At 71.9% G+C, this 20,589-nt stretch carries 18 protein-coding genes and 1 pseudogene; 7 read left to right on the top strand and 12 right to left on the bottom strand.

What is annotated here, in order from left to right; all coding sequences use genetic code 11:
* The first annotated feature begins 77 nt into the window (after window positions 1-77).
* Window positions 78-2,144, top strand: a complete 2,067-nt coding sequence (locus tag MKK82_RS13640; RefSeq protein ID WP_238290424.1) for an ATP-binding protein — start codon at window positions 78-80, stop codon at window positions 2,142-2,144.
* A gap of 19 nt (window positions 2,145-2,163) precedes the next feature.
* A complete protein-coding gene (locus tag MKK82_RS13635) occupies window positions 2,164-2,826 on the top strand; it encodes a response regulator transcription factor (protein ID WP_238290425.1) in 663 nt (220 codons plus the stop codon).
* 80 nt (window positions 2,827-2,906) lie between these two features.
* On the opposite strand, the gene MKK82_RS13630 is transcribed toward MKK82_RS13635, so the two are convergent.
* Window positions 2,907-4,160, bottom strand: coding sequence for a cation:proton antiporter (locus MKK82_RS13630; RefSeq protein WP_243986051.1), 1,254 nt, complete (start codon window positions 4,158-4,160; stop codon window positions 2,907-2,909).
* 135 nt (window positions 4,161-4,295) lie between these two features.
* Between MKK82_RS13630 and MKK82_RS13625 the strand changes: the two genes are divergently transcribed.
* Window positions 4,296-5,591, top strand: a complete 1,296-nt coding sequence (locus MKK82_RS13625) for a DUF2254 domain-containing protein (RefSeq protein ID WP_238290426.1) — start codon at window positions 4,296-4,298, stop codon at window positions 5,589-5,591.
* An 11-nt stretch (window positions 5,592-5,602) separates the two neighbouring features.
* On the opposite strand, the gene MKK82_RS13620 is transcribed toward MKK82_RS13625, so the two are convergent.
* The 3 genes from MKK82_RS13620 to nhaA all read right to left on the bottom strand — a co-directional run bounded on the left by MKK82_RS13620 (window position 5,603) and on the right by nhaA (window position 7,846).
* The gene (locus tag MKK82_RS13620) at window positions 5,603-6,373 is read right to left on the bottom strand and encodes a potassium channel family protein (RefSeq protein ID WP_238290427.1); all 771 of its coding nucleotides are present in this window, start codon (window positions 6,371-6,373) and stop codon (window positions 5,603-5,605) included.
* A 27-nt stretch (window positions 6,374-6,400) separates the two neighbouring features.
* Window positions 6,401-6,529: a hypothetical protein gene (locus tag MKK82_RS33925; RefSeq protein ID WP_279602988.1), complete on the bottom strand. Its 129-nt coding sequence runs from the start codon at window positions 6,527-6,529 to the stop codon at window positions 6,401-6,403.
* Between the two features lie 120 nt (window positions 6,530-6,649).
* On the bottom strand, window positions 6,650-7,846 hold the full coding sequence (gene nhaA / locus MKK82_RS13615) for a Na+/H+ antiporter NhaA (protein ID WP_243986050.1): 1,197 nt from the start codon (window positions 7,844-7,846) through the stop codon (window positions 6,650-6,652).
* Between the two features lie 375 nt (window positions 7,847-8,221).
* On the opposite strand from nhaA, the gene MKK82_RS13610 reads away from it, so the two are divergent.
* Window positions 8,222-8,497, top strand: coding sequence for a hypothetical protein (locus tag MKK82_RS13610; RefSeq protein ID WP_238290429.1), 276 nt, complete (start codon window positions 8,222-8,224; stop codon window positions 8,495-8,497).
* A gap of 260 nt (window positions 8,498-8,757) precedes the next feature.
* Here MKK82_RS13610 and MKK82_RS13605 read toward each other — a convergent pair whose 3' ends face one another.
* The 8 genes and pseudogenes from MKK82_RS13605 to MKK82_RS13570 form a co-directional block, all read right to left on the bottom strand.
* Window positions 8,758-9,153: a DUF1850 domain-containing protein gene (locus tag MKK82_RS13605; RefSeq protein ID WP_238290430.1), complete on the bottom strand. Its 396-nt coding sequence runs from the start codon at window positions 9,151-9,153 to the stop codon at window positions 8,758-8,760.
* Window positions 9,150-11,409: pseudogene (locus MKK82_RS13600) on the bottom strand (TRAP transporter permease). The gene MKK82_RS13605 and the pseudogene MKK82_RS13600 overlap by 4 nt, the downstream one beginning before the upstream one ends.
* Window positions 11,410-11,491: 82 nt before the next feature.
* Complete coding sequence (locus MKK82_RS13595; RefSeq protein ID WP_238290433.1) at window positions 11,492-12,454, bottom strand: TAXI family TRAP transporter solute-binding subunit; 963 nt, start codon at window positions 12,452-12,454, stop codon at window positions 11,492-11,494.
* 597 nt (window positions 12,455-13,051) lie between these two features.
* Window positions 13,052-13,810 carry an SDR family oxidoreductase gene (locus tag MKK82_RS13590; protein ID WP_238290434.1) on the bottom strand — a complete coding sequence of 253 codons (759 nt, stop codon included), beginning with the start codon at window positions 13,808-13,810 and terminating at the stop codon, window positions 13,052-13,054.
* 21 nt (window positions 13,811-13,831) lie between these two features.
* Window positions 13,832-15,046, bottom strand: a complete 1,215-nt coding sequence (locus MKK82_RS13585) for an ABC transporter substrate-binding protein (protein WP_238290435.1) — start codon at window positions 15,044-15,046, stop codon at window positions 13,832-13,834.
* Between the two features lie 324 nt (window positions 15,047-15,370).
* On the bottom strand, window positions 15,371-16,354 hold the full coding sequence (locus tag MKK82_RS13580) for a patatin-like phospholipase family protein (protein WP_243986049.1): 984 nt from the start codon (window positions 16,352-16,354) through the stop codon (window positions 15,371-15,373).
* A gap of 172 nt (window positions 16,355-16,526) precedes the next feature.
* On the bottom strand, window positions 16,527-17,510 hold the full coding sequence (locus tag MKK82_RS13575; RefSeq protein WP_238290437.1) for an NAD(P)/FAD-dependent oxidoreductase: 984 nt from the start codon (window positions 17,508-17,510) through the stop codon (window positions 16,527-16,529).
* Between the two features lie 119 nt (window positions 17,511-17,629).
* Entirely contained in the window at window positions 17,630-17,767 is a 138-nt protein-coding gene (locus MKK82_RS13570; RefSeq protein ID WP_243986048.1) for a hypothetical protein, read from the bottom strand.
* A gap of 561 nt (window positions 17,768-18,328) precedes the next feature.
* Here MKK82_RS13570 and MKK82_RS13565 point away from each other — a divergent pair.
* Genes MKK82_RS13565 through MKK82_RS13555 form a run of 3 tightly spaced genes read left to right on the top strand, consistent with a single transcriptional unit; the run spans window position 18,329 to window position 20,559 of the window.
* Window positions 18,329-18,697 (top strand): hypothetical protein, encoded by a 369-nt coding sequence (locus tag MKK82_RS13565; protein ID WP_238290439.1) that lies wholly within the window; start codon window positions 18,329-18,331, stop codon window positions 18,695-18,697.
* A gap of 37 nt (window positions 18,698-18,734) precedes the next feature.
* Entirely contained in the window at window positions 18,735-20,114 is a 1,380-nt protein-coding gene (locus MKK82_RS13560) for a PepSY-associated TM helix domain-containing protein (RefSeq protein ID WP_243986047.1), read from the top strand.
* Between the two features lie 25 nt (window positions 20,115-20,139).
* Window positions 20,140-20,559 carry a DUF2946 family protein gene (locus tag MKK82_RS13555; protein WP_238290442.1) on the top strand — a complete coding sequence of 140 codons (420 nt, stop codon included), beginning with the start codon at window positions 20,140-20,142 and terminating at the stop codon, window positions 20,557-20,559.
* Window positions 20,560-20,589: the final 30 nt, after the last annotated feature.

Below are 20,589 nucleotides of genomic sequence, written 5' to 3'. Positions count from 1 at the left end.
CTCGAAAGGCGGTAGAAGCGGGCCGACATCGCCGATGGGCGCGTCCGGCCTGGACGCGTCCCCACGAGTGCCCGCACATGACAACTCGAAACGAGGGCGTCGCCGGTGACCGGCCCCGGCTGAGCCGAGGCAACCGCCGCACCTTCGCGGCCCTGGCCTTCGCGGCGGCCATCCCGGTGCTGCTGCTCAGCGGCTGGGTCGCCACGCTCATGGCGCAGCAGCAGCGCGATCTGGTCCGCAACGCCGCGGTCACCAGCGCCGCCCGCGTGGCCGAGCGCGTCGCCTCCGACATCGCGGCGCAGGTGGCGGTCCTCGAGGCCGAGGCGGCCTCGGCCACCCTCGACAAGCCGGACCTCGCCGCCTTCTACGCCGAGGCCGATCGCCTCCGGCAGGCGCACCCGCTCTGGGCGACGGTCGAACTGGCTGATCCCGACGGCGCTCAGGTCGTCAATCTGCTCCGCTCGCTCGACGAGGAACTCGGTCCCACCGCCGACCGCAGGAGCTTCGACGCCGTCGTGCGGACGCAGCGTCCCGTGATCGGCGGCATCGGCCCGGTCGGGCCGATCTCGGGCCAGCGTCTCGTCGCCCTGCGCGTCCCGGTCATCCGGGCGGGCAAGCTCCGCTACGTCCTCTCTGTCCGGCTCGCCACCAACGCGGTCAGCTCGATCCTGCGCGACGCCGGGGCGCCCGAAGGCTGGGTCGGGACCATCGTCGACGCGGACGGCAACACCATCGCCCGCACCCGCGCCGAGACGGAAGAACTCGGTCACCCGGCGAACCCGGCCCTGCAGGCGGCCGTCCGGCGGGCGCCGCAGGGCTTCTACACCGGCCCGACCCTGGAAGGGGCGAACGTGGAGGTCGTCTACCGCACCCTCCAGCACACCGGCGGCTGGTCGGTCCATTTCGGCATGCCGGTGGCCACCCTGAACGCGCCGGTCTCCCGCTCCTACCTCGTCCTGGCCGGCGGCAGCCTCGTCAGCATCGGCCTGGGCCTGGCCCTGGTCGGGCTGGTCGGCCGGGACATGGCCCAGCGTCGGGCCGGCGAGCAGGCACGGTTCGCGCTCGCGCTGCGGTCGAGCGAGGAGCAGGGCGCGGTCGCCGTCGAGGCGGCGGAGCTCGGGACGTTGCGGTGGGATACCGGCCGGGAGACCGTGACGGCGTCCGGGCGCGCGGCCGAACTGCTCGGTTGGCGCGTCGCGGTCGCGCAGGGGGAAGCCGCGGCTGCCGCCCGCGAGGCCCTGGCCGCGGTCCATGCCGACGACCGCGTCCGGCTCGACGAAGCGGTGCGACGGGGCGCGGCCGACGGAACGCCGCTCGACGTGGAGTTCCGCATCGCCGATCCAGCCAGCGAGCCGCGCTGGGTGCGCCTGACCGGCCGGGTGCCCCACCTCCACAAGGAGGTCGCCGGGCTCGTCTACGGCGTCGTCTCCGACATCGAGCCGCGCAAGCGCGCGGAGGCGGAGCGCCTCGACCTGCTCCGCCGCCTCGGCCATGCGCAGGAGAACGAGCAGCGCCGGATCGCCCGCGAGCTGCACGATCAAGTCGGCCAGACGGTCACGGGCCTGTCCCTCGGTCTCAAGGGCCTGGAAAGGCTGCTCGAGGCCGAGGGCGTGTCGCCCGAGGCCGGCCGGCAGGTTCAGTGGCTGCAGAGGCTCGCCGGCGAGGTCGGCCGCGACATCCACCGCGCCGCCGTCGACCTGCGCCCGACCGCCCTCGACGACCTCGGGCTGGCCGAGTCCCTCGCCACCCTGCTCCGCGACTGGGGGCACCGCCACGGCGTCCGCCCGGACCTGGAATTCACGGGCGAAGGGGCCCGCCTGCCGCCCGCCGTCGAGAGCGCGGTCTACCGGATCGTGCAGGAGGCGCTCACCAACGTCCTCAAGCACGCGCAGGCCGCCACGGTGAGCGTCTCGGTCGAGCAGCGCTCCGACGAGGTCCGGGTCATCATCGAGGACGACGGCGTCGGCTTCGACCCCGAGGCCACCACGCACCCGTCCCCGGGCGGCGCCTCCGCCAAGCCGAGACTCGGCCTCTCCGGCATCCGCGAGCGCCTCTCGCTTCTGGACGGCTCGCTGACGCTGGAGGCGTCCTCGGGCGTCGGCACGACGTTGTTCGTTCACATCCCCCTCCCGCAGGCGGCCTGACGCCCGAGGAGCCAGCACCATGGACCGTATCCGCGTCGTCCTGGCCGACGACCATCCCATCGTCCTCGCGGGCATCCGGACGCTGCTCAACGCCGACCCGGAGGTCGAACTCGTGGGCGAGGCCACCAACGGCGGCGAGGCGCTGCCGCTGATCCGCACGCTCGCCCCGCAGGTCGCCGTCGTCGACGTCTCGATGCCCGGCCTCAGCGGCCTCGAACTCACGGAGCGGGTCGCCGGCGAATGCCCGGGGACTCGGGTGCTGGTCCTGACGGTCCACGAGGACGCGGCCTACGTCCAGCCGCTGATGAAGGCCGGCGCACGGGGCTATCTTCTCAAGCGCTCGGCGGCGGAGGACCTCCTGCGCGCGGTCCACGCGGTCGCGGCGGGCGGGATCTATCTCGATCCGTCCATCGCCGGCCACGTCATGGCGGGCCCGTCCGCGGCGGCGCGTTCGCCCGCCGCCGCGGACGGGGAGATTCTCAGCCCGCGCGAGACGGAGACCCTGCGGCTGATCGCGCAGGGCTTCAGCAACAAGGAGATCGCGCGCCGCATCGACGTGAGCGTGAAGTCCGTCGAGACCTACAAGGCGCGCGCCGCCGAGAAGCTCGGGCTGCGGACCCGGGCCGAGATCATCCGCTACGGGGCCGCACATGGCTGGCTGGACGCCCTGACCCTGCGCTGACCCGTCCGGTCGGCCAGGCTGTCCGGCGCGGCTCCGACCTGTTCGGTGACCGGAGCCGGCCCGGAAGGCGGGGGCACCGCCTAGCGCGCGCGAAGGGTCCACCGCGCCACGAGGCCGAGGGTCGAGCCCTGCACGATGATGGTGAACAGCACCACCGCATAGGTCGCCGCCAGGATTGCGGGCTTGGCCTCGCTCTCCGGCATCGAGAGGGCCAGCGCCACCGAGATGCCGCCGCGCACGCCCGCCCAGGTCAGGAACGGCACGTTGCCGAGCGAGAGGTTGCCGCCCCAGCGAAACAGCAGCACCGGCGTCGAGACCGCGACGAGGCGCGCGACGAGCACGATCGGGACGGCGCAGGCGGCCAGCGCCAAGCCGGAGACCTGGAAGCGCAGGACGAGCACCTCCAGGCCGATCAGGAGGAACAGGACCGAGTTCAGAACCTCGTCGACGAGCGTCCAGAGCGCCGAGACGTATCTCCGGGTGGTGTCGCTCATCGCGTAGCGCGGCGCGCGCTCGCCGATGAGCAGACCCGCCGCCACCACGGCCAGGGGGCCGCTCGTTCCGAGCTTCTGGGCGAGCGCGTAGGTCCCGGTGACGAGGGCCAGGGTGATCAGCACCTCCACGGGGAAGTCGTCGATCGCCTTCATCGCCAGGTAGGCGATGTAGCCGGTGACGATGCCGAGAGCCACGCCGCCCCCGGCCTCGTGAAGGAGAAGCGTCGCCACACCGCCGACGCTCGTCGTCCCGCCGCCCGATCCCGCCGCGTAGGCGAGCAGGACTGTGAACAGCACGATGCCGACGCCGTCGTTGAACAGCGCCTCCCCCTGCATCTCGATCTCGAGAGCCTCCGGGACCTCCACGTTCTTCAGGGTGGCCAGTACCGCGACCGGGTCGGTCGGGCTGATCAGCGCGCCGAACACCAGCGCCCAGGCCAGCGGCACCGGGCTGCCGAGCGCCTGCGCGGCCGCCCAGAACGCCGCACCGACCACGGCGGTCGACACGAGAGTCCCCAGCAGCGCGAGGGTGGCGACCGCGAAGGCCCGCGCGCGCAGAGCGCCGAGGTCGAGGTTCAGGGCCCCGGCGAACAGCAGGAAGGCCAGCATGCCGTTCATCACCACGCCGGTGAAATCGACCTGATCGAGGACGCGGGTGAGGTCCTCGTAGAGGTGCTGCTGCGGGAAGGCGACGTCGGCGAGCACCAGCGCGAGCGAGGCGAGGAGCCCCATCACGAGCAGGCCGATGCTGTGCGGCATGCGCAGGAAGCGGCGGTTCAACCAGCCGAACAGGGCCGAGAGGGTCAGCAGCAGCGCGGCGAGGTCGAAGATCGAGATCAAACGGAATCCTTCCCGCTCGCGGCCACCCGGACCACGCCGAAACGGGCCGGATGGGCGGCCGCATCCGTTCCCCAACGATCGGAACGACCCTTCGTGCCGGTTGTCCCCGCCCTCGGGAGCTGTCAGGCCGCAACGATGAGCGCGCGCGTCAAAGCTTGGCTTGAGATCCTCGGCGACCTGTTCTGGCTCCGCCCGGCCCTGGTCGTCCTCGGCTGCATCCTGCTGGCCCAGTTCGGGGTCTGGCTGGAGACGGCCCACGTCGCCGGCTACGACGCGTCCTCGCCCGACACGAACTGGGGTTATTCCGGCGGCGCCGAGGGGGCGCGGGCGCTCCTCAGCGCCGTCGCATCCTCCAACATCGGCGTTGCCGGCACGACCTTCTCGATCACCATCGCGGCGCTCACCCTGGCATCCGGCCAGATGGGCCCGCGGCTCCTGCGCAACTTCATCCGCGACGCCCGCAACCAGACGGTGCTGGGCATCTTTCTCGGGACCTTCGCGTATGCCCTGATGGTCCTGCGGACGGTGCGGACGGTGGACGAGGACCCGTTCGTCCCGCACCTCGCCATCACCGGAGCCCTGGTCCTGGCGCTGGTGGCGGTCGGCACCCTGGTCTGGTTCGTCCACCACATCGCCACGAGCATCAACATCGAGACCGTGGTCGATGCCGTCCAGCGCGACCTGTGCGAGGCCATCGCGGCCCATACGCGCGACGAGCCGGGGGTCGCCCAAACCGATCCGGCTCCGACCGGACGCGCCGTCGCTGCGACCGGCGGCGGCTACGTGCAGGCCATGGACACCGGCGTGCTGGCCGACTGGGCCCACGAGAACCGGGCCAGGGTCACCCTGCGGGTCCGGCCCGGCGACTACGTGCCGAGCGGCTTTCCCATCGCGTTCCTATCCCCGCAGACCGAGGGCGCCGAGGCCGCCATCCTGGGGGCGGTGACGCTGGGGTATCGCCCCGCCGCGCTTCAGGATCCGGAATTCTCGATTCGCCAACTGGTCGAGATCGCGGTCCGGGCTCTCTCGCCCGGCATCAACGACCCGTTCACGGCCGGCAGCGTCGTCGACCATCTCGGCGATGCCCTGTGCCGGATCGCTCCACGCCATCTGCAGACCGGCGTGGTGCTGCGCGCGGGCCACCCCGTGCTGGTCCATCCCGTGACGGACTACGACGGGCTGTGCGATGCCATGTTCCACATGATCCGCCAGAACGCCGCCGGCTCGGTCCACGTGCTCGGCCGGATGCTCGACGTGCTCGCCCGCGTCGCGGAGGTCGAGACCCGGACGGATCGAACGGCCGAACTCGCCCGGCATGCGGATCTCGTCATCGCCGCCGCCCGGCGCGACGTGGCGGATCCGTCCGACCTCGGCGACCTGGAAGACCGCCACCGCCATTTCCGCGCGACCGCCCGGGTCGCCGCCGCCTGACGCGTCGGCCGTCAGTACGCGCCCTCGTCGGGGATGTTCAGGAGGTTGCCGCACGCCTTGCAGTGCACCGCGTCCGGCTCGTGGCGCTGCAGCCCGCAGGCGTCGCAGGGGAAGCGCACCTTGTAGGGGCGGAACACCACCTGCGCGAGGCGGAAGAACAGCGTCACCCCGCAGATCATCACGAACACCGACAGCAGGCGGCCCGTCGGCCCCGGCAGCGTGATGTCGCCGTAGCCGGTCGTCGTCAGCGACGTGACCGTGAAGTACAGGGCGTCGACCGGCGTCTGGATCGCCGGGTTGGAGCCGTGCTGCGTGGCGTAGACGATGCCGGTCATCGTGAACACGAACACCACGAGGTTGGTCGCGGCCAGGATCGCGTCCTCGTTGCGGCGGAACAGCTCGCTGTCCTGCCGCAGCCGCTCCAGCAGATGGTAGGTGCGCAGGAGGCGCAGCGTGCGCAGGATCCGCAGGAACCCGACGCCCTCGACGAGCACGGGGGCGAGGAACGAGGCGACGGCCACGAGGTCCGTCCAGGTGCTCAGGTGCCGGAACTCGCGCAGCGGCGCGCGACTGATGCTGAGGCGGGCGGCGAAGTCGAGGAGGACGCACAGGCCAAGCGCCAGGTCGCAGGCGACGATCCAGGCCATCAGCGGCAGGAACGAGGTGACGATCACGAAGGCGACCGTCGCCACGTCGAACACGAGCAGGGCGTAGCGGAAGCGGTGGGCGCGCGGCGTGTCCCCCTCGTAGAACTCGCGCAGCGTCGCTGTCAGCGTCGTCATCGGTCGTCAGTCCATTCGGGGCGGAGCTCAGGAGCCCTGCGTCAGCACGGGCCCGCCCACGGTACCCTCGGCATCGCCCGTCAACCACGACAGCAGCAGCAGGATCATCGCTGCGAGCAGCAGGACGCCGGTAAGGGCGAGGACGAGATCGGACAAGCGACCTTCGAGGGCGCCGGGACGACGCCTGGGAACTTGACGGCGCAGAGGGCTTCACCTGGTTGGGGGGCGACGGTGGAGGCGGCCGTGCCCCGGGGCGCGGCGACGGCCGGCCTCGGCTCAGCGGTGGGCCGGACTCTGCGGAGCGAGCCGCAGCACCAGCGCCCCGGCGGCCATGCAGGCGAGCGAGCCGAAGAGCACGCCGACCTTGGTCTCGGCCTCCAGATCCGGCCGGTGGGCGAAGGCCAGCAGGCCGATGAACAGGCTCATCGTGAAGCCGACCCCGCACAGGATGGCGACGCCGTAGACCTGCGCCCACGTCGCACCGCTCGGCCGCTGCGCCCAGCCGAGGCGCACGGTCGCGAGCACGAAGCCGAACACGCCGAGCTGCTTGCCGAGGAACAGGCCGAGCCCCACGCCCAGCGTCACCGGATCGAGCAGGATCGCCGGCCTGAACCCGGCGAAGGACACGCCGGCATTGGCGAAGCCGAACACCGGCAGGATCAGGAACGCCGTCCAGGGGCTCACGGCATGTTCGAGGATGTGCAGCGGTGAGGTCGGATCGTCCGGCCTGCCGACGCTCAGCCGGAGCGGCACCGCCAGGGCGAGCAGGACGCCCGCGATGGTGGCGTGCACGCCCGACAAGAGCGTGAACACCCAGAGCACCGCCCCGAGGGCGAGGTAGGGCCACAGGCGGCTGACGCCGGCCTTGTTGAGCCCGTACAGCGCCGCCAGGGTCACGGCCGCGCCGCCGAGCATCGGCAGCGACAGGTCTGCGGTGTAGAACACGGCGATGATGATCACCGCGCCGAGGTCGTCGATGATGGCGAGCGCCGTCAGGAACACCTTCAGCGACACCGGCACGCGCGAGCCGAGGAGCGCCAGCACGCCCAGCGCGAAGGCGATGTCGGTGGCGGCCGGGATGGCCCAGCCCCGCAGGGTCTCGGGCGAGTGGCGGTTGACGGCGGCGTAGACGAGGGCCGGCAGGATCATGCCGCCCAGCGCGGCCACGCCCGGCAGGATGCGGTCGGGCCAGGTGCGCAGGCGCCCGTCGAGCAGCTCGCGCTTGATCTCCAGGCCGACGAGCAGGAAGAACACGGCCATCAGGCCGTCGTTGATCCAGTGCAGGACCGAGAGCGGGCCGACATGGGCCTGAAGCGCGGCGAAATAGGTGTCGGCGAGCGGCGAGTTGGCGACGGCGAGCGCCAACGCAGCGCTGGCCATCAGGACGAGGCCGCCGCCGGCGCCGCTCGTGAGCAGGGCGCGCAGGGACGACAGGGGACGAGGGGGGCGGGAGGGCACGCGCACGGACTCCATGCCGCTGGCGGCCCGACCAGCGCAGAGACCTGCCGATCCGACCGACCGGACCGCGCACCCGGGGGCGCTATCGCATCGTTCGGCCGCCCCGGCAACCGACACGCGCGCAGCCAAGGCCCGGAGCCTCGGGCGAGCTCAGGGCGATCGAGCGCCACGGGCACGCCCGCGCTGAGACCGTTCGGCCGCGGTCACCGCGTGGGCGGCCCGGCCTGCGCCCTTCGCGGGCGACCCGGGGCCGTTTCCGCGGGCGCTTCTCCGATGGCGTGACGGGGAGAACAACGTACCACTTGGAACGGTGCGGAAGCTGCGCCGTTCCTCGACTCCGGTCGCTGTCAACTCCGACCTCCGGCCGGCAACAACGAAGTGAGGACGCCCATGAAGAAGTCTCTGTTCGCCGCCGCCATCCTGGCAACCCTGGGTGTCGCTTCCGTCGCTCCGGCATCCGCCGCTCCCGGCATGATCGGCGCGGTCGATGCCCCCGTCGCGGTCACCGAGGTCCGGATGGACGGCATGCACGGTCATCGTGGCCATGGCCGCATGATGCGCCACCACCACATGCGCGGTCACATGATGCGTCATCACCGCGGACATCACATGATGCGCCACCATCGCGGTCACATGATGGGACACCACCGCGGTCACCGCATGTGATCGAAGATCCCCGGCCCGCGATGGCCGGGTGACGGCTCGGGAGGCCGGGAAGGATACGTCAGGCGTGTCCTTCCCGTCGTCCGTTCGGGATCCCGGGCGCCGACGAGCAGGCTGACGGGCCGGTAGCGCGGGCCGGAGAGTTCGTGCGGGCTGTCCGCGTGCGGGCCGTCCGCGCGCGGTGCGACACGCGCTCTTCCGGTCCGCGATCGTGAGACGTCCGGCGAGGCCGCCGGACCCCAATGCGAAGACCGGGCTTCCGATCAGCGATGCTCGGCGGCGTCGCCGCGCGGGGCGCCCGCGCAGGAGGTCAGCGTCACCGGATCGGCCTCCGGCCCGACGAAGACGCTCATCGGCTGGCAGGCGCCCTGCAGGCACACGGACCAGTCCGCCGTCGCGCCCGAGCGCCGCAGCACGACCTCCCTGAGGGGAGCCAGGCGCGGGACCCAGGTCCAGGCGCCGTTCACCCAATGTGCATCGAGAGCAGGCTCCATGCCGGCGCCCGAACCCCTGACGCGGCTCGCGGTGATCGTCAGCCCGGCCGGGGTGTCCGCCCAGTCCTCCTCCCAGACGATCTTCTCGACCGAGTGGGACCAGCGCAGCGTGATGGCCGGCACGCTCAGCGGGACCACCACGCTCGCGGCGAGGAGGCAGATCATGCCGGGCGCGTCGCGACCCGGCGCAACCGCCAGACGTGCGCGCCGACGGCGGCAGCCCCGAGCAGGAATCCGGCCTGGTCGGTCAGCGGCAGCGCGACCACGAGGAGAAGGGCGCCGAGGAAGGCCGCCGCCCGCTCCCACAGGCGCATCGGTCCGCGCAGGAAGCCGCTCGTGGCCGCGCCCCACAGGAACACCGCGGCGGCGGCCTTCACGCACATGTAGGCGACGGCGGCCGCGAAGGCGGGGCCCCCGATCCCGGTGGTGTTCTGCGCCATCAGCGCCGGATCGTAGACGGCCATGTAGGGGACCACGAAGCCGGGCAGCGCGATCCGGATCGCCTCCAGGCTGATCTTGAAGCCGCTCTCGCGCGCGATCGGCGCCGCCGCGAAGCAGGCGAGCGCGACGGGTGGCGTCAGGTCCGCCATGATGCCGAAGTAGAACACGAACATGTGGCTGACGATCAGCGGCACGCCCAGCGTCAGGAGCGAGGGCGCCGCGAGCGATGAGGTGATGATGTAATTGGGGATCGTCGGGATGCCCATGCCGAGGATCAGGCTCACCACCATCGTCAGGACGAGGGAGGCGACGAGCGAGTTCTGGCCGACCGACACGACGTAGTTGCCGAAGATCGTCCCGACGCCGGTCAGCGTCATCGTGCCGATGACGAGGCCGACGACCGCGCAGGCCAGACCGACCGGAAGGGCTTGCCGGGCGCCGTCGGCGAGGGCGTTGCGACAGGCGACGAGGGTGTCGCGCCCGCCGCGGGTGAGCAGGCTGGCGGCCACCATGACCAGGACGAGCGCCAGGACGAGCATGACGCCGACCCAGAGTGCCCCGGCGGCGATCAGGCCGAGCGTGACGTAGAAGATCGAGCGGACAGCCTCGCGGCCGAAGCCGAGGGCGATGGTGCCGCCCAGGATCAGGGTCACCGTGAGCGCGAGCCCGACCGAGCCCGCGAAGAGCGGCGTGTAGCCCGCGAAGAGCAGGTAGACGAGGACGGCGAGCGGCAGGATGAGGAACCAGCGCTCGCGCAACGCCGCCTTGGCGCTCGGCAGCTCGCCGCGCGGCAGCCCCACGAGGCCGCGCCGGCCGGCCTCGAAATGCACGGCCAGGAAGGCGGAGAGGTAGTAGAGAAGGGCCGGGATGATCGCCGCCTTGACGATCTCGACGTAGGGCACGTCTATCGTCTCGGCCATGATGAAGGCCACCGCGCCCATCACGGGCGGCATGATCTGCCCGCCCATGGAGGCGGTCGCCTCGACGCCGCCCGAAGGCGGGCTTGTAGCCGAAGCGTTTCATCAGCGGGATGGTGAACTGGCCGACCGCCACGACGTTGGCGACGCCGGACCCCGAGATCGTGCCCATGAGCGCGGAGGAGAACACCGCGACCTTGGCGGGACCGCCCCTTGCCGAGCCGAACAGGCTCATGGCGATGTCGGTGAACAGCGCGATCATGCCGGCGCGCTCGAGGAAGGCGCCGAAGAGAACGAACAGGAAGATGTAGGTCGACGACACGTAGACGGGCGTGCCGTAGATGCCCTCCGTCCCGAAGGCCATGTGCTCGACCACCTGCTCGAGGCCGTAGCCGCGATGGTTGAGCGGCGCCGGCAGGTACTGGCCGAGCAGGCAATAGGCGAGGAACGTGCCGGCCACGATGACGAGCGCCGGCCCCATGATGCGGGCGACGAGGTAGAACAGCAGCGCGATCAGGGCGAGCCCGACATAGAGGTCGGCATCCGTGAGTTCGCCCGCGCGCGCCACGAGGTCGTCGTAGAAGGCCCACTGGTAGGCCCCGATCAGGAAGCCGGCGACGGCGAGCGCCCAGCCCAGACTCCGCGTCGCCCGCGTGCGCGACCGGTGGTTCGCCAGGAGGCCGCCGCCGACCAGGCACAGGAAGCCGACGTGGAGCGTGCGGACCGCTTGGCTCGGCAGCCCGCCGGGGAACTTGGTGACGAGGCCGACGGTGATCGCCAGCGTCACGACGGCGAACAGCCCGTCCAGCACCGGTCGCCGCCGCGCGGCGGCCCAGCCGACGAAGAGCGCGCCGGCCGCCAGGGCCGCCCAGGCGAGGGCAAGGGGTGTGACGCCGAACGCGATCGTGCGGTCGAGCGGAACGCCGAAGGCGGTCACGATCTGGAAGGTCGAGAAAGCCACAGCAAGCCAGAACAGGAGGCGCCCCGGCCAGCCGGCCCCGAAATTCTCCGGCAGCCCGTGCTCGGGATTCTGCAGCTCAGCTTGGTCGACCCGCTCGTTCATGGGCTGCCTTCCGAAAGCGGGCCAACCCATTCCCCAGGTTCGCCCCCGACGCATCGTGATCGCACGGTCTGCTCCGCACGTATCAGGGGACGGATACGCCCTTCTCCTTGAGGTAGCGGGCGGCGCCTGGATGGAGCGGCAGCGGCATACCTTCCGCAGCCCTGTTGACGTCAATCCCCTTCGCGGCCGAGTGCGCGGCCTGCAACTCGGGCAGGCTCTCATACACCGCCTTCGTCATCCTGTAGACGAGGTCGTCCGAGAGGTCGGCGCGGGTCACGAGGTAGTTGACAACCGCCCCCGTTTCCACGGCCTCGGCCTGTCCCTCGTAGGTATTCGCCGGGATCAATTGCTTGACGAAGGGTGCGCCCGCCTTGTCGACCACCGCCGCCGGTATGGCGACAACCGTGATGGGTGTCGCATTCGCCAGATCGCGAATGGAGGAGACGCCGAGACCGGCCGATTGCAGCGTCGCGTCGAGCTGACGGTTCTTCATGAGTTCGACGGATTCACCGAACGGCAGGTACTCGACCTTGCCGAGATCCTTGTAGCTCAGCCCGGCGGCCTCCAGGATCGCGCGCGCATTCAGCTCCGTGCCCGACTTGGGGGCGCCGACGGAGAGGCGCTTGCCCTTCAGGTCCGCCAACGTCCGGATGCCGGACTCCTTGGAGGCGACGATCTGGACGTAGTTCGGGTAGATCGCGGTGACCCCGCGCAGCTTGTCGAGCTTGCGCCGGAAGCCCGCTTCCTCATCGCCCTTCCATCCGGCGGCCAAGCTGTCGCCGAGCGTGAACGCGAGTTCGCCCTTGCCGGCCTGGACCAGGTTGAGGTTCTCGACGGAGGCCTTGGTGGCCTGAACGGACGGGCGGGTCCCCGGAAGCTTCTCGGTGAAGATCTTCGAGAGCGCGACACCCATCGGGTAGTACACGCCTGAGGTTCCACCCGTGAGGATGGCGATGAAATCGTCGGCGCGCGCAGGGACGGCGAGGCTCAGGAAGGCGGATGCGCCGAGGGCGAGCCCGGCGAGGCGTTTCGGCAGACCTGACATGAGCCCTCCCATATTCTGTTGCCGCCTTGAAGCAGATCTGACCCTCTGCGTCGATGCGCAATCCATCGATCCGTCCGATGTCCACGTCCCGAACGTGGTCGAGAGCGTCTGAACCGCCCGGATGGACCCAAAGCCGCCGACGGGTGCTGGTCTGCCGCCTCGGGAATGCGGCATGCCGCGATCCCTGCGCGCTCCGCACGCCGTTCTGCCGTCTCGCGCAGAGATTTGTGCAAGTTCGAGCGCGAAATAATTGCCAAGACAATCTGAAATCTTGCCGAAGACGGACAGGACTTCATTTGCGCGTCATCATGTGAAGAACTTCCGGCGCGGACCTGTCCTGTCGGTGTGGCCGGATTCCCGAGGGTTCCGGCGAGGCCCTGGCCTGCACGACATCGGCGAGGCGGCGGTCCGGGGGCTCGGTCGATCGCCGCGGTGGCGGGCACCGGGCGGGTCGGAGCGAAGGCTGGATGCCCTCATGGGCGCCCTCGCGCGCGCCCTCATGGGCGCTCTCATGGGCGCGGAGCGACAGCGGCTTGCCCCCGGTCGTGGCCGCCCACCTCGAGGCAGGCGGCGGACGCGGGCTCGTCCCGCGACGCGTCAGAGCTTCACGCCCTCGAGGTAGCCGCGGTTCCAGGTCGGGCTGATGAGGATCTCGTTGACGCACACGCTCGCCGGCATCCGCGCCACGAACAGGATCGTCTCGGCGAGATCCTCCGATTGCAGCATCCGCCCTTTGTCCTCCGCCGTCACGGGAACCGGCCGCTTGTCGAGCAGCGGTGTCGCGACCTCGCCGGGACAGATGCAGCAGGACCGGATCCCGTGTCGGCATTCCTCCTGGTTGAGGCTCTCCGAGAGCGCCACCAGCCCGTGCTTGGCTGCCGAGTAGGCTGGTCCCGTCAGGGTGGACACGTAGCGGCCGGCCCAGGACGAGACCTGGATGATCAGGCCGCTCCGCTGGGCGCGCATCGTCGGCAGCACGGCCCGCGACGCGTAGAAGGGACCGTTGAGGTTCACGCCGACCACGGCGTCGATGCCGGCCGGCCCGATCTCGCTCCAGCTTCGCTGGGGCACGTTGAGGCCGGCCGAATTCACCAGCAGGTCGCAGCGGCGGTAGGCGGCCTGGACCGCCTCCCAGGCCCTCTGCACGTCGTCGGCGACGCCCATGTCGGCGGGGGCGACCAGCGCCTCCCCGCCCGCCGCGCGGATCGCTTCCGCGGTGCCCTCCAGGGCCTCCCGGCCGCGCCCCGTGAGCGCGAGGCGAACCCCGGCCTTCGCCAGCGACACTGCGGCCGCTCGTCCGATGCCGGACCCGGCGCCCGTCACCCAGGCGACCTGTCCCTCGATGTCCCGCAGCATGTCGGTCTATCTCAGCGGTTTCTACGGCTTGCCGACGAGCGGGCAGCCGCCCTCCGCCAGGGGCCGGAAGGCCTGATCGGCCGGGATGGTGTCGAGGAGCTTGTAGAGGTCCCACGCGCCCTTCGACTCGGACGGCGCCTTCACCTCGAACAGGTACATCGGGTGCACCTTGCGCCCGTCCGCCCGGATCGTACCCTTGCCGAACAGCGGGTCGTCCGTCGGGTTGGCCTTCATCCAGGCCATCGTCGCCTGCGGGTCGGTCGATTTCGTCGCCGCCACAGCCTTCAGGTAGTGCAGGAGGCCGGAATAGACGCCCGCCTGGTTCATCGTCGGCATGTTGTTGCCGTGGCGCTTGGCGAACCGCTCGGAGAACGCCCGGGTCTCCGGATTGAGGTCCCAGTAGAACGATTCCGTGAGCACCAGCCCCTGCGCGGTCTGGAGGCCGAGAGCGTGCACGTCGATGGCGTAGATCAGCAGCGCGGCGAGCTTCTGGCCGCCCTCGGTCAGCCCGAACTCATGCGCCTGCTTGACCGCATTGATCGTGTCGCCGCCGGCATTGGCCAGCCCCACCACCTTCGCCCCCGAGGCCTGCGCCTGCAGGAGGAACGAGGAGACGTCGGTGGCGGGGAACGGGACGCGGGCGGCGCCCAGCACCCGCCCGCCGCCCGTCCCGATCACGTCCGTGGCCTGTTCCTGGAGGGAGAGGCCGAACGCGTAGTCGGCGGTGAGGAAGTACCACGTGTCGCCCCCGCGCTTGAGCAGGGCGCCGGCCGTCCCGTGCGCCAGGGCGTAGGTGTCGTAGGTCCATTGGATCGTGTTCGGCGAGCATTGCTTGCCGGTCAGCTCCGTGGTCCCGGCACCGGAATCGATGAAGACCTTGTTCTTCTCGCGCGTGATCTGGCTCACCGCCAGCGCCACCGAGGAGGTCGGTACGTCGAGGATCGCGTCGACGCCGTCGCGGTCGTACCATTGGCGGGCAACGGCGGCGCCGATATCGGGCTTGTTCTGGTGGTCGGCCGAGACGACCTCGACCTGCACGGCCCCGTTCGTCTTGGCGAAGTCCTCGACCGCCATCTGCGCGGCGACCAGTGAACCCTTGCCGCCGGTATCGGCGTAGACGCCCGACATGTCGTTGAGGACGCCGACCTTGACGCGGATCGGCTGGGCGGATGCCGGCCAAGCCAGGGCGGTGAGGCTGATCGCCGCCGAGAGCAGGCAGCACCGGATCAACGCCATGGCGGTTCTCACTCCCGGATTGATTATCGTTGGAGCCAGGAGGGCACGGCCCGCATCCCAGCGTCAAGCGCCGTTCCCCAGTGCCGCCGGGCGCCGGCGCCAAACCGTCAGGCACGCGACGCGGTGGGCATCGAGGGCTCCGACGAACCAGCGCGCCCCGCCTCCATGCGGGCTGTCGGGCTCGCCCATCGCCCCGGGCGAGCATCGCGCCCGGGCCGCCGCTCCGGTCCCGGGGCGCGGTCAGCCGGTCCGCGCCGCCCGTGCCGCGTGCGACGGTTCGCCCGGATCGGCGGTGACGTAGGTGAACCTGTCGCGGCCGTCGGTCTACTGCCCGGACAGGCGCTCCAGGCCGGCGACGGCGTCCCGGTGGCCGGCCGCCCAGCGGTCGCGGATCGACGAGGGCGAGAAGTCGAAGCTCTTGGCGGCGAGCTGGTCGGCGCCCGCCTGATAGACGAGGTGCAGCAGCGTCACCGCCGGACCGGCCGGATCGAGCTGCTGCCGCAGCGCGTACTCGCGCTTCAGGGCGGCGATCGCCCGGCGCGGCGCGCTGCCGAAGATGAGGTCGTTCGCGCGCTCCAGCACCGCGTCGAGGGAGGCCGGGCGCGGCGCCCGCGGGCTGAACAGGTCCGAGGCGATGCAGAGCAGGTCCCGCGCGGGCTCGGTGGCGAAGATCGGGTCGAGCGGCAGGTTGTTCGTGTATCCGGCGTCGCACAGCACGCGCCCGTCCACCTCCACCGGCGGGAAGGCGGGCAGGATCGCGGTGCTGGCGAGGATGTGCTCGGCCCGGATCGTCTCGCGGGCGGTGTCGAAATAGACCTCCTCGCCGGTCTCGATATCGACGCAGCCGATCGACAGGCGCGTGTCGCCCCGGTTCAGGCGCTCGAAGTCGATGAGGCGGTTCAGGGTCTGGAGCAGGGGGGCGTTGTCGAACAGGGCCACGTCGTCCGGGACCCACGGCAGCGCCGACCACGCGCCGGGCAGGCGGTGGCGGAAGATGTTCGGCCGCCCCCAGAGCAGGGCCATCAGGGCGTGCAGGCCGTTGTAGATCTGGCGCGGCTTGAGCAGCCCGGTGGGATCCAGCGCGGGGCCCAGCGTCGCCTCCTGCCAGAAGCGGTGGAGCTGGGCGACCCTGTCGCCGGGGGCGTTGCCCGCGATGATCGCGGCGGTCACGGCGCCGATGGAGGCGCCGACGACCCAGTCGGGTCGGAGTCCCTGGGCGTGGAGCGCCTCGTAGGCACCGGCATGGTAGGCGCCGACGGCGTTGCCGCCGGCGAAGACCAGGGCGAGATCGCGCGCGTGTTCCGTCATCCCGGCTTTCAGGTTCGAAGGCTCTCGAAGCCCGTAATCGAGCCGATGCGGGCCGGTTCCCGCGGCCGGCGCGCGGAGTGGTTGGCCCGCTCGGGCCTGAGCGAAGGTAGCGGCGTCCGCGGGCCGGCCCCGGTTCGGCCGCTCGGCCGCGCTGGGGCGGATCGCCGGGTGATCAGGCGCGGCCCGCCTTGGCTTCGCCGCCGTCCACCTCCTCTTCGGTGGGGAGTTCGCAGCGGTTGTGGATGGCGGTGGCGGCCACCGCGCCGTGGCCCATGGCCACCACGATCTGGTCGAGGCCGCGGACGACGCCGCCGGCCGCGTACAGGCCGGGCACCGTCGTGCGGTTGTGCTCGTCGACGATGAGCGCGCCGGTCGCGTCGTGGGCGGCGCCGAGCGCCACCGCGAGGTCGGAGCGGATGGTCAGGCCCAGGGCCGAGTAGAGCACCGCGAAACGGTGCTCGGCCCCGTCGGCCGTGCGCAGCACCGTGATCCGTGCCCCCTCGACGTCGAGGCCGACGACGGGGTCGTGGACCACCGCGATGCCATGCCGGGCGATGCGCGCGGCCTCGCCCGCGTCGAGGACCATGCCCTGGCCCAGGGTCATCAGCGTCACGTCCCGGGCGTAGGTGCGCGCGATGAAGACCGCTTCGCCCAGCCCCCGGTCGCCGTGGCCGATCACGGCGATGCGCTTGCCCCGCGCCTCGTAGCCGTCGCAGATCGGGCAGTAGCGCACGAGCCCGCGGCGCACCGCGTCGGGCAGGCCGGGAAAGCCGGGCTCGACGTCGTCGGCGCCGCTCGCGAGCAGGACGCGACGGGCCCGGACCTCGCCCGGTAGGCCTCCGGTCTCCAGGCTGGCGAGGAAGCCGCCCTTCTCCTTGCTCAGGGCCGTGACGGTCCCGTGCGCCACGGATCCGCCGTAGCGGGCGACGTGCGCCCGCTGGCGGGCCAGCATCTCCGTGCCCGAGATGCCCTCCGCGAAGGCGGGGACGTTATGGCTCTTCGGGATCCGGGACGCCCGGGACTGCCCCGCATCCACGACCAGGAACCGGCGCTCGAACCGGGCGAGGTAGAGGGCGGCGGTCAGGCCCGCCGGGCCGCCGCCGACGACCAGGCAGTCCAGCGGCTCGTCCGCCATCGTGGACTCGAACCCGGACATCCATCCCTATCCCGAACGGCCGGCGATCCCGGCCCGGCGGCGACCCCCGCCGGGTCCGGAACACGCGCTGCGCACCCGCCGGCCCTGCGGCTCGTCGGGGCCCCTCGTCCCGCGCGCGCTCATTGCGGCGGCAGCCGCGACGGGATGAGGAAGAAGTAGATCGCGAACGCCGCGAGCGCCGCGAACAGGAGCGCCGCCGCGATCAGGCCGTAGCGGTTCGTCCGGACTGGAGCGGGCTTCATGTCCCCCGGTTGCATCGTGGACTCCTCGATTGCGCGATCACGCCGATCGGGCCCCTGACCCGGCCCTGTGGAGCGCACGCGGGCCCGGCGTCGCGGAAAAAACGGGGGAACGCCGGGGGCTTGCACCCGCGGCGCTGTGGCGATGGCAACGTCGGCTCGCTCACCTGTGAGCCCGCCGGGCGGTCACCGCCCCTTCTGCGGGAGCGGATCGCGGGCTTCCTTGACGGCCTCCCGGCAGCTCCGGTCACCCTCGGCGTTCAGATCGACCGCGCGCTGCACGGCCCGCCCTCCTCGGCGAGGGCCGCCGCCGGGATCAGGCGGAGCGTCGTGAGGGCTACGGACCCGAAGAACCGGTTGAGCCGTCGCATGCAGGTATCCTTCCGATGGGCGGGATGTCCTCCGGTGAACCGGGGACGAACCGACTTGTTCGGTGGCGCGCCTCCCCCCCGGCGCGACCGGGCGACACAGGGCCGTCGCCGTTCGGCAACGTCGCCGTTCGGCAACGGTGAGGCTCGTCCGCCCGCGAGGCGCGCGCGTCGCGTTGACCTGCCGCGGGTCCGGAGACTAGATCATCCGATGCGCAGGCTCGACGACCGACCGGCTCGACGCCGCGCGGTCATCGCCGTGACCGCGCTCTACGCGCTGCTGCTCCAGGCCTTCCTCGTCACGCTGGCGCCCGCCGCCCCTCTGGCCGGCGCGCCGGGCGTGATCTGTGCGGAGCATGGCGGCGCGCCGGCCGACGACGGCCTCCCCTGCCAGCAGCATCCCTGCTGCATCCTGACCCAGGCGGCGCAGCCCCTGACCGCCGTCGCGTCCGCGCCGGTCGAGGGGGTGGCGGCGCCGCCGCGCCGGGCGACCGTGCTGGCCTGGAGGCCGACTGCGGCGCTCGGCCCCCGCGCCCCGCCCGACCCCGCCGTCAGCCCCCGAGGTCCGCCGACCGCCTGACCGATCCGTTCCCCGATCGCTCAGACCCGGACCACCCATGTCGATCTCGCTTCAGGGCAGCACCCGTTCCTTCAGGGCGGCGGCTGCGGCGCGCACGTCCCGCGACGCGGTCTACCGCGCCGTCTGGCGCTGGCACTTCTACGCCGGGCTGGCCTGCCTGCCGTTCCTGATCTCGCTCTCGGCAACAGGCGCGCTGTACCTGTTCCAGCCCGAGATCAACGCCACCGCGTTCGCCTACCGGACCCGGGTCGCCGCGCCGTCCACGGCGCCGCTCGGCCCCGACCGCCTGATCTTCAACGCCGCGCAGGCCGTGCCCGGGGGCACGCCGGTCGCCTACACCGACCCCGCCGACGCGACCGCCTCGGCGATGGTCACCCTGGCGGACGGCGCCCGCAGGATCCTCGTCTACCTCGATCCCTACACCGGCAGCGTGCTCGACCGGGTCGACCGGGACGGCGAGTTCTTCATGGTGCTGCGGCGCCTCCACAGCCTCGCCTATTTCGGGCCCTGGGCCAACGCGGTGATCGAGATCGTCGCGGGCTTCGCCATCATCCTCGTGGCGACGGGCCTCTATCTCTGGTGGCCGCGCGGCCAGGACGGCGGCGTGGTCACGATCCGCGGCACCCCGCAGCGGCGCGTCTGGTGGCGGGACCTGCACGCGGTGACCGGGCTCGCGGCCGGCGGCGGCCTGTTCTTCCTGGCGCTGACCGGCCTGCCCTGGTCGATCTGGTGGGGCGACCAGTTCAGGGCCTGGACCAACGCGGCCGGGCTCGGCCAACCGGCGGCCCTGTGGGCGGGCAAGCCGGTCTCGAACGTGCCCCTGGGCGAGATGCTCACCACGGCGGGCTGGACCCTGCAGGACGCGCCCGTGCCGAAATCGGAGGGCGCCGGAAGCGCCCCGGGGATCGGCATCGACGGCGCCGCGGCGATCCTGGCACGCCTCGGGATGCCGCGCGGCTACGAGCTGTCGCTGCCGGTCGGCCCGACCGGCGTCTTCGCGGCCGCCGCCTATCCCCGCGACGTGAACCGGCAGCGGATGATCTCCCTCGACCAGTACACCGGCAAGGCGCTGGTCGACGTGCACTTCGCCGATATCGGCCCGGTCGCCCGGGCGGTGCAATACGGGATCGGCATCCACAAGGGCGAGCATTGGGGCCGCGTGAACCAGCTCGCCATGCTGGCTTTCTGCCTCGCCACCATCCTCCTCGCCGTCACCGCCGGGACGATGTGGTGGAAGCGGCGGCCGGCCGGTCGCCTGGGGGTGCCGCCCCCGCCGCGCGACCGGCGCGCCGCCGCGACCGTGACGGGGATCGTCCTCGGCCTCGGCGTCCTGTTCCCCCTGACCGGCCTCGCGATCCTGATCATGCTCGGCTTCGATCTGGCGGCCGGACGCACCTTCCGGACGCGGACGGCCTGACCGCGGCGGTACGGGAGCGGCTCCCGTGGTCACCCGCATGCGCTCGGTCGGATCGGCACGCAGGCTCGGCGCCGGCCTGATCCTGCTCGCCCTGTGGCTGCAGCTGCTGGCGCCCGCGGCGGGCGTGCTGACGCGCGTCCGGCAGGCGGAGGCCGCGGCTGCGGACGCGCTGATCCACGCGATCCTCTGCGGCCGGGATCAAGGGCCCGACGGCGCGGCCGACCTTCACGCCGGCCTTCACGCCGACACCCCGGCGGACCATGCCGCGTGCGACCGCTGCCCCCTGTGCCGCTGCACGGCGGCTGCCCCGCTCCCCGTGATTCCGGACGCGGTGGCGGGCCGGCTCGTCTGGCGGCGCGTCACCTGGCCGATCCCGCCGCCGATCCCCGGCATCCGGCCGGCGCGAAACGCCGTCCAAGCCCGCGCACCTCCCGAGACCGTCTGAGTGCAGCCCCGCCCAGGCCGCCCGGCGCAC

This window comes from Methylobacterium sp. E-046 (genome assembly GCF_022829625.1).
In the GTDB taxonomy this organism is placed as follows: Bacteria; Pseudomonadota; Alphaproteobacteria; order Rhizobiales; family Beijerinckiaceae; genus Methylobacterium; species Methylobacterium longum.
Note: the sequence above shows the minus strand (reverse complement) of the source record. Positions and strands in the feature narration are given on the sequence as shown.

Bases quoted from the DNA above. Each gene is read 5' to 3' on its own strand.
- MKK82_RS13640 (WP_238290424.1), top strand. From the start codon at position 78: ATGACAACTCGAAACGAGGGCGTCGCCGGTGACCGGCCCCGGCTGAGC.
- MKK82_RS13635 (WP_238290425.1), top strand. From the start codon at position 2,164: ATGGACCGTATCCGCGTCGTCCTGGCCGACGACCATCCCATCGTCCTC.
- MKK82_RS13625 (WP_238290426.1), top strand. From the start codon at position 4,296: ATGAGCGCGCGCGTCAAAGCTTGGCTTGAGATCCTCGGCGACCTGTTC.
- MKK82_RS13620 (WP_238290427.1), bottom strand. From the start codon at position 6,373: ATGACGACGCTGACAGCGACGCTGCGCGAGTTCTACGAGGGGGACACG.
- nhaA (WP_243986050.1), bottom strand. From the start codon at position 7,846: ATGGAGTCCGTGCGCGTGCCCTCCCGCCCCCCTCGTCCCCTGTCGTCC.
- MKK82_RS13610 (WP_238290429.1), top strand. From the start codon at position 8,222: ATGAAGAAGTCTCTGTTCGCCGCCGCCATCCTGGCAACCCTGGGTGTC.
- MKK82_RS13605 (WP_238290430.1), bottom strand. From the start codon at position 9,153: ATGATCTGCCTCCTCGCCGCGAGCGTGGTGGTCCCGCTGAGCGTGCCG.
- MKK82_RS13595 (WP_238290433.1), bottom strand. From the start codon at position 12,454: ATGTCAGGTCTGCCGAAACGCCTCGCCGGGCTCGCCCTCGGCGCATCC.
- MKK82_RS13590 (WP_238290434.1), bottom strand. From the start codon at position 13,810: ATGCTGCGGGACATCGAGGGACAGGTCGCCTGGGTGACGGGCGCCGGG.
- MKK82_RS13585 (WP_238290435.1), bottom strand. From the start codon at position 15,046: ATGGCGTTGATCCGGTGCTGCCTGCTCTCGGCGGCGATCAGCCTCACC.
- MKK82_RS13580 (WP_243986049.1), bottom strand. From the start codon at position 16,354: ATGACGGAACACGCGCGCGATCTCGCCCTGGTCTTCGCCGGCGGCAAC.
- MKK82_RS13575 (WP_238290437.1), bottom strand. From the start codon at position 17,510: ATGTCCGGGTTCGAGTCCACGATGGCGGACGAGCCGCTGGACTGCCTG.
- MKK82_RS13570 (WP_243986048.1), bottom strand. From the start codon at position 17,767: ATGCAACCGGGGGACATGAAGCCCGCTCCAGTCCGGACGAACCGCTAC.
- MKK82_RS13565 (WP_238290439.1), top strand. From the start codon at position 18,329: ATGCGCAGGCTCGACGACCGACCGGCTCGACGCCGCGCGGTCATCGCC.
- MKK82_RS13560 (WP_243986047.1), top strand. From the start codon at position 18,735: ATGTCGATCTCGCTTCAGGGCAGCACCCGTTCCTTCAGGGCGGCGGCT.